Source organism: Cloacibacterium sp. (assembly GCF_047601505.1).
Taxonomy (GTDB): Bacteria; Bacteroidota; Bacteroidia; order Flavobacteriales; family Weeksellaceae; genus Cloacibacterium.
On record NZ_JASGJD010000001.1, the window covers coordinates 2,826,329 to 2,842,085 of the forward strand.

A 15,757-nucleotide genomic window follows, 5' to 3' on the forward strand; every position below is an offset into this window, starting at 1 on the left:
AAATATACTAAATGGAAACACAAGAAGTAAAAGCATACGGAACCACGGCTGTAGAAGAGCCATTACATGAAATTACAATTACCAGAAGAACTGTTCAACCTCATGATGTGGAGTTCGAAATTTTATACTGCGGAATTTGCCATAGTGATTTACACCAAATTAAAGGTGATTTCGGAGCTTTTCCTCCTCCAATAGTTCCGGGACACGAGATTTTAGGACGTGTAACAGCTGTTGGAGCTCATGTTAAAAATTTTAAAATTGGAGATTTGGCAGGAGTTGGCTGTATTGTTGATAGCTGTGGACACTGCGAATATTGTGAAGACGGAATTGAACAATTTTGTGATGAAGGAGTAACTTTTTCTTTCAATAGTCCAGATAAAATATCTGGCGGACATACTTTCGGAGGATTTTCTAAAACATATGTTTGTAATGAAAGATATGTACTAAAAATGCCAGTTTTTGAAAATTTAGCAGCAGCAGCACCTTTGCTTTGTGCTGGAATTACGGTTTACTCTCCTTTGAAACATTGGGGAGCTAGTCCTGGCAAAAAAGTAGGAGTTTTAGGAATCGGCGGATTGGGACATATGGCGATTAAAATTGCAAAAGCAATGGGCGCTGAGGTGGTAGTTTTCACAACTTCTCCAAGTAAAGTTGAAGATGCAAAAAGATTAGGAGCAGACGAAGCTGTTTTGTCTTCTGACGCAGAAGCAATGGCAAAATATAACAGAAAATTACATTTTATCGTAGATACAGTTTCTGCAAAACACGATGTAAATGTTTATCTTAATCTGCTTCGTCACGACGGAACAGTAGTTTTGGTGGGGCTTCCTCCAGAGCCATTAGAAATTGGAGCTTTCAATGTGGTGAGCGGAAGAAGAAGTTTTGCTGGTTCTAATATTGGAGGTATTGCTGAAACTCAGGAAATGTTAGATTTTTGTTTTGAACATAACATTACAGCAGAAAGTGAAATTATTAACATTTAGGATATAAACAAAGCTTTTGAACGTTTAGAAAAAGGAGATGTAAAGTATCGTTTTGTTATTGATATGGCTTCGTTAGAAAAATAATTTAATAAAGTAGAATAAACAATGGTAATGAAAATTTTGCCATTGCTTTTCTATAGAAAAAAATCAATTTCAATTTTTAAAGTAACTGAAGAAGATAAAAGAAAAGAAAACTCTTACAGATTGACTCTGACGATTATTTCGAAAAAAATAATATTAAAAAAAAAATTTATGAAAAATAATTTAAGCTTATTGCTTTTAATGATATTTTCATTCACATTATTTTCTCAGCAAAAACAATCAAATAAAATGAAAAATGTAATTGTAATAGGTGCCAGTGGAAGTTTAGCAAAATATGTTATCGATACCTTGCAAAATGTACCAAATGTACACCTTACTTTATTAGTGAGAGATAAAACCCGCATCATCAACGATACAACAGGAAAAACCATAGTGAAAGCCGATGTGATGGACTACCCAAAACTTTCAACAGCTATAAAAGGTCAAGATATTGTATATATCAACCTTGCAGGAGATTTGGAAAAAATGACCAATAATATTGTAAAAGCAATGAAAGAGAATGGTGTAAAACGAGTAATTGCCATCAGCTCTATCGGTATTTATAAAACTCCCATAAGTAGTGTGTTGAAGCCTTACCGTGCTTTGGCGGATATTATTGAAGTATCAGGATTAGATTATACCATCATCCGTCCTGAATGGTTTACTAATGGCAATGAAATAGACTATCACATTACTCATAAACCTGAACCAGAAATAGGTGGCGCAGTTTCCCGTAAAAGTATTGCGGCATTTGTGGCTACAGTAGTACAAAATCCTGAAAATTATAGCAATGATAATGTTGGCATAAGTAAATTGTAACATTTTTTTCAGTAGAAAAAACTTGGATAAAATTTTTCCATTGAAAAAATCATTTAGAACCTAATTCTAAATGATTTTTTATTTCATAATCAGTAATAATGGTAGGTATTTCAGTAATTTATGTAGGTTGCGTTTTTTTTATTTCAAGTAAATTTGTTAAACATTTCTAAAAGAGAAAATCATATAAACAAATAAAATTTTTATTAAACAAAACTATCCTACTGTTGCTAAATTGGTATTTGCTCAAAAATTAAGAAAAGTTGGGAACTTTGGACTTTCAAGACCTACTAGAGAATTGCTGTTTGTACCAATTTAGAAGACAGATACAAAGCAAAAAACTTTATTGATACTGTCATTTATCGTGAAGGTAACCAAGTCCAAAGTTGGGTGTACACTGGTTTAACAGCTTTAGAGCTTGCTACTACAGGTATTGCTGTGCTTGCTATTCCACTTTCGGCTGTTTGGTTAGGCATTAGTGTTTGGTTAGGTAAACGACAACAGAAAATGGAATTGGATAAGTTGAACAATAAATCGTATTAAAAAAAATGAATTATGAATAAATTATTTACCGTTGTCCTTATTCTAATTGAGATGACCAGTTTCGCACAAAATAACCGCATTCCCTCAAAAGGCTTGGCGATGTTTTCTAAAGAAGTGGCATTTAAACCTTATGAGTTTTCACGTCACGCCATCGGAGATAATGATATATTAATAGAAATATTATATTCGGGTATTTGTCACAGTGATATTCACACGGCAAAAAGCGAATGGGGAAATACAGAGTATCCAATTGTTCCAGGTCACGAAATTGCAGGTCGTGTTACTAAAATTGGGAAAAATGTCACCAAATTTAAAGTAGGAGATTATGCAGGAATTGGCTGTATTGTCAACTCATGTGGCGAATGCGACCCTTGCAAAAATGGGGAAGAACAATTTTGTGAAAAAAGAATGGTAGGAACTTATGCTTCAAAAGACCAATATCACAATAACGAAATTACCCAAGGTGGATATGCAAATAATTATGTAATTTCTGCCAATCATGCCATCAAAATTCAAAAAAATGCTGATATGAAAAAAGTAGCTCCTTTATTGTGTGCTGGTATCACAACTTATTCTCCTATTCGTTTTTCTAAAGTAAAAAAAGGAGATAATGTCGCTGTTGCAGGCTTTGGTGGATTAGGACATATGGCAGTTCAGTATCTTGTAAAGATTGGAGCAAATGTTACCATTTTTGATATTAATGAAGATAAAAGAGCAGATGCTCAACGTTTAGGAGCAGTAAAATATATAAACGTGAATAATGCAGATGAATTGAAAGGATTGAATAATCAATTCAGTTTTATTATTAGCACCATTCCAACAAAATATGACCCGATGCTGTATGTAAGAATGTTGAAAAAAGATGGAGAACTCGCCATTGTTGGTGTACCTGCCTCAGAAAACCGTCCGATACTAAATGTGGTTTCATTAATAGGAGTATCTCACAGAAAGATTTATGGTTCGATGATTGGTGGTATTCCTGAAACGCAGGAAATGATAGATTATTCCGTAGCCAACAACATTTATCCCGAAGTGGAAATTATACCAGCAAATGGAAAAGCAGTGGACGAAGCTTATCAGAAAGTCATTGATGGTAAAGTAAAATTCAGGTACGTAATTGATATGAAAACATTGAACTAAACAGAGGCAAAGATGATTGAAAACGCCAACACATTTTTCAATGTATTTCCGGTGGATGCTTTTGTAGAGCAGACAGGAACGGATGTGGATTATAGGGAGAGACATTATCATAAAATAATGTTGATTTTTAAAAGAAGCCAAATTAATTTCTGACGAAATCATCGCTATAGACGACACCAAATCCAGAGCACACAACAGTAAGAAAGCCAATTTTTTTCAATTCAGATTGACCAAACTTTTTGCGGAGTCACCAACTTTTGTTACTGATCTACTTAATAAATTCAATTACAAAAATTATCTTTATAACAAAACGCGAAAAAGCCTTCCTGGAAATAATTTCCTAAAAGGCTTTTTACATATTAATCCTAAATTTTATACTTTTTTGGTAAACTTATTTCTAAGTTTAGATTTTGTTTTTAATTAAAATTGAAAACAAAACGATGATAATTACTACTACATACATTCAGCAATCATGACTTATAAAAAAAGCTTCTCAAACAGAATAAAAAATTTCCGAAGTCAACCAAACTTCACTGCTAAAATAAATGGGAAGAAAAATAATCTTCTTTATTCTGCATAAAATATTTAAGAAAAGCCTAAAAAAATCTCAAAATGATGAAAAAGCTAATACAGGCAAATAAAAAGTTGCAACAATGTTAAAATCACAAAACTTTTACAAAAATTAGAAGAACTAAATATGAGCAAAATGAGATAACAAAATTACCAAAGCAATATCTGTATCCTAAGTTCATCTAAAAAGTAAAAATTTAAAGAAATATTTACCTGATAACCTTTTCTAAAAAAATAAAAACTATTTCGTCAAAAATCACATCTCTGAGTATAAGCAATTATCCATCGTTTTTGATTTCAATAACCAATTATTGTTTATTACCCGAGGCAAAGATATGGCACTTTTTACTAAATATGCAAGTTTTTTAGAGACACACCCCCTAAAATTAACATTAAATTAATATAAAAAATAAAAATAATATCAAATACCCCATAAAAAATAAGGGTATTTATAAAATTTACCTCCAACCACCACCTAAAGCCCTATATAATTCTACCCCAGATTGTAATTTTGCATATTCTGCATTAGCAATATTAATCTCAGCGTTAAGTTGGTTAACACTAGCGTTCAATACTTCTAAATAATTTGCCATACCATAATTTACCAATTCTTGAGAAAAATCTACAGATTTTTTGTAAGCATCTACTTCTTTCTTTTTCAAAGCGATAAATTGGTCTTGAGAAGAATATGTTTTCAGAGCATCAGAAACCTCGTTTCCTGCCGTAAGAATTGTTTTTCTAAAACTAAGATAAGCTTTCTCTTTATTAGCAAGACTTACTTCATAATTAGTTCTTATTTGCCTTTTATTCAAAATTGGCTGAGTGAGACCTGCAACTACAGATGCAAAAAGAGAGTTTCCATTAAAAAGATGTTCTATATCTACAGATTGCAAACCTGCATTTCCTGTAATATTAAAAGTAGGGTAAAACTGTGCTTTTGCAGAATTAGTCAATTCTAAAGCATTCATCAAACTAAATTCAGCTTGTTTTACATCTGGTCTGTTTGCTAAAAGTGAAACTGGATACCCCAAATCTGTTTTTAAATTTAAATTTTGAGCAGCCAAAGTTGTTCTTTCAATTTGATGAGAAGGCTCTCCCATTAATAAAGAAATTGCATTTTCTACAGTTTGAATTTGAATATCAAGACTAATTAAAGAAGCTTCTGCATTGTAAACCAAAGCTTCACTTTGTTTCACCGCCACTTCTGTTACCGTTCCTGCATCTTTCAAAGCTTTTGTAGTTTCCAGATTTTTCTTTCTTACTTCAATTGTATTTTTAATAATATTCTTTTGTTCGTCCAACGAAAGCAATTGATAATAAGCCGTTGCAATAGATGCTACCAAACTGCTTTTAACTGCTTGATGAGCCGAAACAGAACCTAAATAAGATGCCAATTGAGCCTTTTTTTGACTTTTCAATTTTCCCCAAATATCAGCTTCCCAACCGAGACTCGCTGTAATATCTAGCTGATTAACATATCTTCTTTCACCAATTAATTGTCCCATTTGAGTATTAAGAGAAGAAGTACTGAATGTATAACCAGGCCCTGCAGAAAGTGTAGGCTCGTAAACAGCAGCTTTAGACTGTTTAAGATAAGCTTCCGCAGAGTTGATATTCTGCAAAGCAATTCTAATATCTAAATTATTTTCTAATGCCTTAGAAATGTGTTTTTGCAATACAGCATCTGTAAAAATTTCTTTCCAAGAAACTTGCGCCACACTCACACTATCTTTTGGCAACATATCTGTTCTGTAGAGCTTGTCTTCTACCAAATCTTTTGGTCTTTCATAATCTTGTCTTATTTTACAAGAACTCACCAAAACCGCAGTTAATAACAAGAAAACAATACGTTTATATGATGTTTTTATAATCATTTTTTTACTTTTTTAAAATTATTCTGCCAAATTAACTTCAATATGTTGCACATGTTTCACTTTTTCTTGAAGCCATTGGAAAATCACATACAAAACTGGTATTACAATTAATCCTAAGAAAGTACCAATAAATAATCCAATCGCAGCACCTGTTGCAATAGAACGGTTACCAACAGCACCAATTCCCGTTGCAAAAATTAGAGGAAGCAAACCAAAAATAAACGCAAACGAAGTCATTAAAATTGGTCTCAACCTTGCTTTTGCTGCGTTGATTGCAGACATTACAATGGTTTCGCCGTGATGACGTCTTTGTACCGCAAATTCTACAATCAAAATTGCATTTTTAGCCAATAAGCCTACCAACATAATTAATGCAATCTGGAAGTAAATGTTATTTTCTAATCCAGATAATTTTTGACCTAAATAAGCTCCCATTACCCCTAAAGGAAGAGAAATAACGACTACTAAAGGCAAAATGTAACTTTCATATTGTGCAGCTAAAATAAAATACACAAAGATTAAACTCAACATGAATATAATTAACGTCTGCGAACCAGAAGCCAATTCTTCACGAGACAATCCTGTAAATTCTACATCATAGTTTTGATTAAGCGTTTCTGCAGCAACTTCTTGCACCGCTGTTATCGCATCACCTGTACTATAACCCGCAGCATTAGAACCTGTAATTTTAACGGAAGTAAATAAATTATATCTACTTACAGATTGAGGTCCATAAGCTTTTTCTAATGTTACAAACTGAGAAATAGGCGCCATTGCTCCAGAGCTTGTTCTCACAAAAAGGCTATTGAGACTTTCCGCATTAGTTCTAGCTTCTGGCAATGCCTGAACCATCACTCTAAACTGTTTTCCATATTTGGTAAAATCTGCTGTATAAATACCTCCAATATAACCTTGCATGGTAGTAAGAATATCAGAAACCGAAACTCCAGCACTCTTCGCCACAGCAACGTTAATATCCATTTGATATTGAGGATATTTTGTATTGAAAGACGTTTGAGCAAACTCAATTTCTGGTCTTTCCATTAATTTACCAATAAATTGCTGCGTTACTTTATCTAAATCTGCATACTCTCCACCAGATTTATCCAAAAGAACAGCCTCAAAACCAGCACTACTACCAAAACCAGGAACAGAAGGCGGTTGAAAAAACACCACTTTAGCATCTGGAACTGTAGCCGCTACACCAAAAAGTTTCTTAGTAATTGTTTCAATATTTTGATCGTCGCCAGTTCTTTCTTCAAACGGCTCCAAACGTATAAACGCCAAACCATAATTACTACCAGTACCCGATAAGAAACCTCTACCTGTAGAAATGGTAACATTTTTAATTCCAGGAATCTTAAGTGCTTTATTCTGAATTTCCTTCAAAGCATTATAAGTTCTTTCCATGGAAGCTCCCGCAGGCAATTCTACATTGGTGAAAATAATACCTCGGTCTTCATTAGGAACAAAACCTTTTTTCATGGTGCCCGAACTCCACCAAAGCAAAACAATGGTAAATCCAAAAATAACTAAAGTAACCCATTTATGACGAATTAAGAACACAAACGCTCTTCCGTATCTATCTGTAGAAGCTTTAAAAGCAGCATTAAATCTATGGAAGAATTTTCCCATTGAAGATTTTTCTTCGTATTCTTTATCATGATGAGCTGGTTTTAAGAACAATGAACAAAGAACAGGACTTAAAGTCAATGCATTAATTGCAGAAATTAAAATCGATACAATTAAAGTAATCCCGAATTGCTTATAAAAAACTCCCGTTGGCCCTTGTATAAAAGTTACTGGAATAAATACAGCCGCCATTACCAAAGTAATAGAAATAATAGCACCAGTAATTTCGTGCATTGCTTCTACGGTTGCTTTTTTCACATCACTAATACCGTGTTCCATCTTGGCGTGCACCGCCTCCACGACGACTATGGCATCATCTACCACAATACCAATCGCTAAAACCAAAGCAAAAAGCGTTAATAAATTCAAAGAATATCCTAATAAATTCAAGAAGAAAAACGCTCCTACAATAGAAACTGGAACCGCAATTGCCGGAATTAATGTAGAACGGAAATCTTGCAAGAAAATATACACCACAATAAACACCAAAATAAATGCTTCGAATAGCGTGTGAACCACTTTCTCGATTGAAGCATCTAGAAATTCATTGGTATCAAAATTGAACATATAATGAACTCCATCTGGAAAATCTTTTTCCGAAGATTTCAAATAAGTTTTTATATTATTGATAATATCCTGAGCATTAGAGCCGGGCGTTTGGAAAATCCCCATACTTACCGCTGGATTATCTCCATTTTGTGCAAAACCAGTATAAGATTGCGCCGAAAGCTCCACTTTTGCTACATCTTTCAACATCAAATTCTGCCCGTTGCCGAGAGATTTTATAATGATATCATCGTATTGTTCTTTTGTATTAAATTTACCAACGTATTTAATAATATATTCGAAAGAACTACCACTATTTTGCCCTAGAGAACCCGCAGCAGCTTCACGGCTTTGCTCACTAATTGCATTGGTAACATCTGAAGGGTTAAGTCCGTAAGCAGCTAATTTTGCAGGATCTAACCATATTCTCATCGAATAATTCTTACCACCCATCACAGTAGCGTCTCCAACACCATTTATCCTTTTAATATTAGGAATAACATTGATATTCAAATAATTTTGAAGAAAAACATCATCTAATTTTTTATTTTCAGAATAAAAAGAAAGATACATCAACGCACTGGTTTGTTGCTTCTGTGTAACCACCCCAGAACGCGTAACTTCACTCGGAAGAAGCGGTGTAGCTCTGGCAACTCTATTTTGTACGTTTACCGCTGCAATATCAGGATTTACTCCTTGGTTAAAGAAAATTTGAATAGTAGCAGAACCGTCATTACCCGCAGAAGAAGTAATATAGCTCATCCCTTCTACCCCGTTTATCTGTTCTTCTAGTGGCACTACCACACTTTTCATTACCGTTTCGGCATTTGCACCAGTATAATTAGCAGTAACACTTACGGTAGGCGGTGCAATATCCGGATATTGGGTAACAGGCAAAGTAACCAACCCCAAAACACCGAGAATTACAATAATAATAGAAATTACCGTAGATAAAACCGGTCTGTGTATAAAATGTTTAATCATTAGAAAATCGGTTTTACAGCATTAACAATTTCGTCAAATTTCACAGGTTTTGAAATAACGGCAGTTCCTGGTTTTAAACCACCAATTCCTGCTGCAATAATTTTTTCACCTTTGTTAATTCCAGATTTCACTACTACCATATTGTTTACACGGTCTTGAACTTCAATTACCGAATTTTTAGCAGTATCTTTTTCTACTTTAAACAAATAAACAATCCCTTGTTGTTCGTAAGTTGCAGTTTCTGGAACTACAATAGCATCATTATAAAATTTAGGAAATCTAATAGTTCCGCTATTTCCGTTACTCAACAATTTTGTAGGATTAGAAAAACCTACTCTAAACTGAATTGTTCCTGTAGCTGCATCTATCTGACCAGTAGTTACTTCAATTTTTCCTTTTTCGGGATATAGACTTCCGTTAGCTAATTTTAATTCAACTAAAGGTAAATTTCTAATTTTTTCTGGTACCGTAGCGCCAACAGATTTTTCTAAAAAGTTTAAATATTCTTTTTCATTCATAGAAAAATAAGCATATACCGAACGAGTATCCGAAATTGTAGTAAGCGCAGTAGCATCACTTGGGCCTACCAAACTTCCTACTTTAAGTGGTAATTTCCCCACAACACCAGAAATAGGCGCTCTGATGATGGAATAATCTACGCTGGCTTTTGCAGATTTATAACTTGCACTTGCTTGTTGCTGAGAAGCCACTGCCTGAGAAAGCTGAGCCTGAGCTCTCGCTAAATTAGCAACAGCAGTCTGAAGCTGTACATTGCTAATAATATTTTTCTCTACCAAAGGTTTCAATTTATTTACCTCAACTTGCGCAGCAGAAACGGCAGCTCTTGAAGCTTGCACATTAGCTTGAGCAGCAGAAACACCAGACTTAGCCGCATCCGCAGTTTCGCTTAGCGTGTTGGTTTCTAACCTAAAAAGAGGTTGTCCTGCGGTTACATATTGCCCTTCATCTACCAAAACCTGAGTAATATACCCTTGTATTTTTGCTCTTACGTCATTGTTTACAATACCTCTAATTGCAGCAGGATATTCATCATAACCTGTCACATTTTTGGTCTCTACAGCAACTACTGGATAAGGTTTTGGACCATCTTTTTTCTCATCTCCTTTCTTACAAGACAAAACTGCAAGCGATGAAAACAAAATCATTAATAATCTATTTTTCATATCTAATTTTTTCTGATTTATAATTTATTTAAAGTATTTTCTATATTTTCTATATTTTTTTCTAAAAGGCTTCTGTAAATAGAATATCTTTCGGATAATTGAGAGCTTTCTAACTGAGATTCTCTATAGTTATTTAATTGGTCTAAAATTTTTATCTCTCGTTTCAATCTATTTACAATTTCTTCAAATCTAAATTTTACAAAATCATCATTAAAGACAAAATATCTCTTTCTTTCATCAATTTTATTAACGGTTTTTATCAAATTAGCATTCAATAAGAAATTAATACTTGCCGAAATAGAACTTTTGCTGGCACAAAAAGTCTCTACCAACTCGTCAAATGCAAGTCCGTTTTTTTCAAAATCAAAAGCCAAATAGGCATATATCTTTGCAGAAAGTGGCGTAAGAGAAAATACACCACCATAGAAATCTATTAGTTCCTGATAAATTTCGGCGTCTAAATTAAGTTTACTTTTCAAAATACTATGTTTCGAACAGCAAATTTAATAAATTAGTTCGGAACTAAGCGAACCAAAATAGATAGAATTTATCAATAATAGTTTACCCAAAAAGGAGAAAAAGTTTATGAAAGCACTTTTTCGAAGGCTTTTCTGGCGCCACCACGGAAATACACTTCGCCACAATACTGATAATTTAACTTTTCTAAAATATGAAGCATTGCTAAATTATCAAAATTAGTATCTACTTTAATACTGAAAACTTGATGTTCTTTAGCAAAATCTTCTAATACTTTGAAAAGCGAAACCGCAATTCCTTTTCCTAAAAAATCATCTGAAACTGCAACACGATGAATGACCAAAAAATCACCGTTGGTTAACCAATTTCCTTCAATTTCATCATAAGCAGGTTCGTCATTAAAAACCAAAGCCGCATAAGCTGCAATTTTACCTTCTCGTTCTAAGATATAACCTTTCCCTGAACTAATATCCATTTTTACCACTTCCAAATTTGGGTAACCATCTTGCCATTGTCTGCTGCCATCTTTTCGGCGTCTTTCGATGGCTTGTTGAAGGATATTCCAGATGATTTCAGCTTCAGAAGGCAATGCTTTTCTTAGAAAATGTTCCAATTTTATAGATTTTAAGTAGAGCAAATATAAAGAATGAGATTTAGAAACAGAAAATCTTCTCTTCAAAATAAAATAGTTGAAAAAACAAAATGTACCAAACCAGACTTTAGTTTGTCTAATTTGATACATTCTATTTCTTATCCTCAATTTGAATTTTACAATTCAAAAAAAAGCTTTTTTACCTTTTACTTTTTAGATAAAACATCCGGAATATTGGTAGTAACAAAATCTACTCCCATTTCTGAAAGTTGTTTGAAAACTTCCTCATCATTTACCGTCCAAACATTGGTAACCAAACCAAGATTTTTAGCTTCAGCAATCCAAGTAGGATTTTTAAGAAAAACACTGTAATGATAATCTAAACCATCCAAACCTTCGGCTTTTACTTGCTCTGGAGATAATTCTCCTCTTAGATACTGCACTTTGAAAGTAGGTGCTAATTTTTTAATTTCTTTACAAATATTCAAACTAAAAGAAATGAATTCGCATTGAGATTCTAGCTTCATTTCATTAATCATTTTGATGGTTTTAGCCGTTAATTCGTCTTCTTTTTCTTTGGTTTTATCTGGCTTTATTTCAACAATCAATTTTACAGATTTGTCTTTTTTGCCTTGTTTTAAATACTCTTTCAAGGTAGGGAAATTCTCACCGTTTGATAATTTCAAAGTTTCTAATTCTTTAAAATCTGTTTCAGAGATTTCCATTTTACCATGATGTTCGTCGTGGTTTATTACCAAAACGCCGTCTTTGGTCATTCTTACATCAAATTCAGAACCATATAATTTTAGTTTCTGAGCATTTTCTAAAGACTTCAAAGAGTTTTCTGTAGTAGTAGGTTGGGTTTGCCAAAAACCTCTGTGAGCAATAATTTGGGTTTGTGCATTCATTACAACTGAGCTTAAAACTGCCAACCCTAAGATAAAGTTTTTCATAATATAAATTGAATATTTAAACTTATTGTGTATTTCTTTTTTTTTAACACTAAGGTTATCAATACCTTATATTTATTTTTCCGAATACACAACAGGTTATTAAACTAAAGTTTTTCAACTTTTGTGATAAAGGTACTTATTTTATAATGAATAGTGAATGGTGAATGGTCAATTTTGAATTTTTCAAACTCACCACTCACCCTTTCACATTTTCTATTTAGAAAGAATACTTCGCTCCTATCTGAATTTGATAAGGATTGCCATTCATTGGTGCTAAACCACTGGTATTCAAACTGTATTTTAATTGATTAGTAGCAGCATCAAAACCTGTAATTCTGTACAATGCCATAGAACCGTAAGATTTATTAACGCCCCATTCTTTGTTCAGTAAATTGGCAAAATTGAAAATATCTACCGATAGTTCAAAAGCTCCTATCTTCTGCATTTTCAGTTTTTTAGCAATACGAACATCCCAAACTCCATAGAAACCATTTTTACCGGCATTTCTTTCAGCAATTTTATTGTTATAATCGTTTATATAATCTTTTAGTGCTTGTCCTACCGCAGGATTATCTATTAACGTTTGAGTAAGATTAGGGAAAATATAAGCCAAATCATTAGTATCTACAAAATCTCCGTTTACGTTACCTCCACTGGTTAAAGAGAAACGAGTACCTCCAATACCAGAATATCTAACCCCAATAGTAAACCCAGCAATGGTAGGAGAGTTACCATACAATACCACTTTGTTTCTAAACTGATTGTCCGAATAAGACATTTTCAGATTTCTTGGGTCGCTTTCTACCAAAGTAGATAAAGTTGCAGAATTCGCTACGTTACCATTGTAAGAAGTATTATCTTTAATATCAGACCAAGTATAACTTGCGGTAATTTCTCCATCTTTCCAATAACGGTAACTAGCATCTACTACAAACGAAAACTGATTTACTTTACCATCACTCACCAATTCTAATACTCTACCAAAATTCTGATTGATTCTACCGTTTTTCCAGTTCATAGTACCATTAGCAGCAATAGAAGAAGCCGGAACGTACACCCCTCTTCCACCTTCGTTATCTAATGTGAAATAAGGATTTGCTACCATATTTCTGTCATAATAGAAATAATTATTTCTTCCTAAAGCCATATAACCTGCAATCCCAGCTCTAAATTTCTCGTTAAAGAAGTGTGTATAAGAGATATTTGCTTTATATACTATTGGAATTTTTGCGTCTTTACCTGTATAGTTAATCGTTGGCAACTGATACTGAGCCAAAGTAGGAACTGTACTATAATTGTTTCTATAACTGTTAAAGTCTGGAGTTAAACCAATCTGAGAAGGATTAACATCTACCGTTGCCAAATGTTTCCCATCAAAAACCAAATTATTGATTACCATATAATTGTTAATATCCGAAGAGAAAATACCTGCTCCAAATTTTAAGAAATCTTTATTCCCTTCGTTGATGTTCCAGTCAAATTGGAATCTCGGCTGAATGATAAACGATTTAATCTGATTATCTGTTCTAATGCCCATTTCATCAAATAGTTTTTGATTAAACTCTGCTTTTGGATAACCGCCGTAATCTAATCTAATACCCGCCATCAAATCTAAACCTTTTGCAATTTTGGTTTGCATTTGTCCATACACGCCTACATTCCAGATGTTAGATTTCACAGAAGGGTCTTCCATCAATGGAACTTCTCTATAGAATCTGTATGCGATAAGGTTGTTGAAATTATACAAATTATCAGGATTAGTAGAAGCTTCTCTAAAGTGGAATCTTCCATTTACCTCACTTCCATAGATTGATTTTGCATGCGTGTACATTAAATCTGCCCCGAAAGTATATTTAATCTTATCCGTATTGTAATATAAATTATCTACAATCTGAAAAACATTATTCTTAAAGCTCTCTTGTGCAAAACGATGACCACCAATCTGAATATTGGTAGCTTTGTTCACTCCATCAATAGGCGTAAGGATATTTTCTACAATGGCTCTGGGTACGGCATGTCCCAATTCATCGTTTTGGTAACTGTCTTGATAAGTGTATAGATATTGAGCTTTCAACTCATTGGTAACATTAGGCTTAAGATTAGACCTCAACGTTAATAGCAAACTGTTATCTAAATTCTTATCATTTCCGTAAGATTCAAAGAAATTAATTGCCGTGTTATCTCCTAAGCCATTTTTATTATTATCAAACGTAAAGTTATTTCTTAAAGTCAACAAGTGCTTAGGATTAATCTGCCAGTCTAAACGCAAAAATGCAGCATCCGAATTTCTTACTTTATCGAAAGTCCCGAACTGAGGCGTATTACCAACACCGTATTTAGTTCTGGCAATATCTAAGAATTTATTTAAAGTAGCATTGTTAATATTTAATCTCAATTCGTCTGCTGGTGTTTTAACATCAGCAATAATTAATGGTCTAGAATCTAATTGATGGTCCCAAGCAGCAAAAAAGTGCAACTTATTCTTAATAATTGGCCCTCCTAATGAAAACCCAAACTGCGAAGTAGAGAAATCGTTGGTTCTTTTATTCCCTCTAATATCGTAAGGGCTAGAAAGCCAGTTGGTTCTTAAATATTCCCAAGCGCTTCCAGAGAAAGTATTGGTTCCAGACTTGGTAACCGCACTTACGGTACCTCCACCACTTCTTCCAAGCGTTACATCATATTGATTGGTGGTAATTTTAAATTCTCTTACTGCTTCTATAGAAATAGAAAAAGGCGCACCGCTTCGGCTGGTAGTAGAGCCCGCAGAAGTAGGGTTTTTTGCCGTCATCCCATCAATGGTAAAGTTGGTAGAAGAGCCCAATTGTCCAGATAAATTACCATTTTTACCACTCAGCGGAGACAATTCTGTAAGGCTGGTAAAGTTTCTACCATTCACTGGCAATATCCCGATATTTTTTGCAGTAATAGCAGTAGCAGCACCCAGATTTCCTATTTTATTTTTAAGGTTTCCGGTAATTACTACTTCCTCAATATTCTTTTCTTCAGATTTATCTAAAGACATATTTACGGTAACCTGATCCCCGAAGTTTACATTATAGCCTTGTTTTTTGTCTTCATTTACAATTACCGTATAAGGGCCACCCAAAGGAATTTCTTTAAAAATATACTCTCCTTTAGAGTTGGTTTCCGTTTCAGACCTAAACCCTGTAGATTCGTTAATGATGGTAACCTTCACCTTTTCTTGCGCCGTCTTTCCGGCACCTGTCACTTTCCCGGTAATTGAAGCCTGAGTAGTCTGCGCATACGCCAGAGTTCCTATACTCAATGCTAAAACACCTAATAGAATTTTTACTTTTTTCATGTTATCAAATTAGCTGTGCAAATGTATCTCCGGATTAAAGCCAAAGTGTTTAAGAAA

At 33.7% G+C, this 15,757-nt stretch carries 9 protein-coding genes and 1 pseudogene; 3 read left to right on the forward strand and 7 right to left on the reverse strand.

Features of this window, described 5'->3' with window-relative positions; all coding sequences use genetic code 11:
• Nucleotides 1-11: 11 nt before the first annotated feature.
• The 3 genes and pseudogenes from QM746_RS12870 to QM746_RS12880 all read left to right on the forward strand — a co-directional run bounded on the left by QM746_RS12870 (nt 12) and on the right by QM746_RS12880 (nt 3,563).
• Nucleotides 12-1,067 (forward strand): annotated as a pseudogene (locus tag QM746_RS12870) (NAD(P)-dependent alcohol dehydrogenase).
• Nucleotides 1,068-1,088: 21 nt separating this feature from the next.
• Nucleotides 1,089-1,883, forward strand: a complete 795-nt coding sequence (locus QM746_RS12875) for an NAD(P)H-binding protein (RefSeq protein WP_414984599.1) — start codon at nt 1,089-1,091, stop codon at nt 1,881-1,883.
• Nucleotides 1,884-2,435: 552 nt separating this feature from the next.
• On the forward strand, nt 2,436-3,563 hold the full coding sequence (locus QM746_RS12880; protein WP_414984600.1) for an NAD(P)-dependent alcohol dehydrogenase: 1,128 nt from the start codon (nt 2,436-2,438) through the stop codon (nt 3,561-3,563).
• A gap of 1,028 nt (nt 3,564-4,591) precedes the next feature.
• Here the strand turns inward: QM746_RS12880 and QM746_RS12885 are convergent.
• The 7 genes from QM746_RS12885 to QM746_RS12915 all read right to left on the reverse strand — a co-directional run bounded on the left by QM746_RS12885 (nt 4,592) and on the right by QM746_RS12915 (nt 15,700).
• Complete coding sequence (locus QM746_RS12885; RefSeq protein ID WP_414984601.1) at nt 4,592-6,007, reverse strand: efflux transporter outer membrane subunit; 1,416 nt, start codon at nt 6,005-6,007, stop codon at nt 4,592-4,594.
• A gap of 18 nt (nt 6,008-6,025) precedes the next feature.
• Nucleotides 6,026-9,169: an efflux RND transporter permease subunit gene (locus QM746_RS12890; protein WP_414984602.1), complete on the reverse strand. Its 3,144-nt coding sequence runs from the start codon at nt 9,167-9,169 to the stop codon at nt 6,026-6,028.
• Nucleotides 9,169-10,353, reverse strand: coding sequence for an efflux RND transporter periplasmic adaptor subunit (locus tag QM746_RS12895; protein WP_414984603.1), 1,185 nt, complete (start codon nt 10,351-10,353; stop codon nt 9,169-9,171). Before QM746_RS12895 ends, QM746_RS12890 begins: the two co-directional genes overlap by 1 nt.
• A gap of 17 nt (nt 10,354-10,370) precedes the next feature.
• The gene (locus QM746_RS12900; protein WP_414984604.1) at nt 10,371-10,832 is read right to left on the reverse strand and encodes a transcriptional regulator; all 462 of its coding nucleotides are present in this window, start codon (nt 10,830-10,832) and stop codon (nt 10,371-10,373) included.
• 104 nt (nt 10,833-10,936) lie between these two features.
• The gene (locus QM746_RS12905) at nt 10,937-11,443 is read right to left on the reverse strand and encodes a GNAT family N-acetyltransferase (RefSeq protein ID WP_414984605.1); all 507 of its coding nucleotides are present in this window, start codon (nt 11,441-11,443) and stop codon (nt 10,937-10,939) included.
• Between the two features lie 185 nt (nt 11,444-11,628).
• A complete protein-coding gene (locus QM746_RS12910; RefSeq protein WP_414984606.1) occupies nt 11,629-12,375 on the reverse strand; it encodes a glycerophosphodiester phosphodiesterase family protein in 747 nt (248 codons plus the stop codon).
• A 217-nt stretch (nt 12,376-12,592) separates the two neighbouring features.
• On the reverse strand, nt 12,593-15,700 hold the full coding sequence (locus QM746_RS12915; RefSeq protein ID WP_414984607.1) for a carboxypeptidase regulatory-like domain-containing protein: 3,108 nt from the start codon (nt 15,698-15,700) through the stop codon (nt 12,593-12,595).
• Nucleotides 15,701-15,757 lie beyond the last annotated feature (57 nt).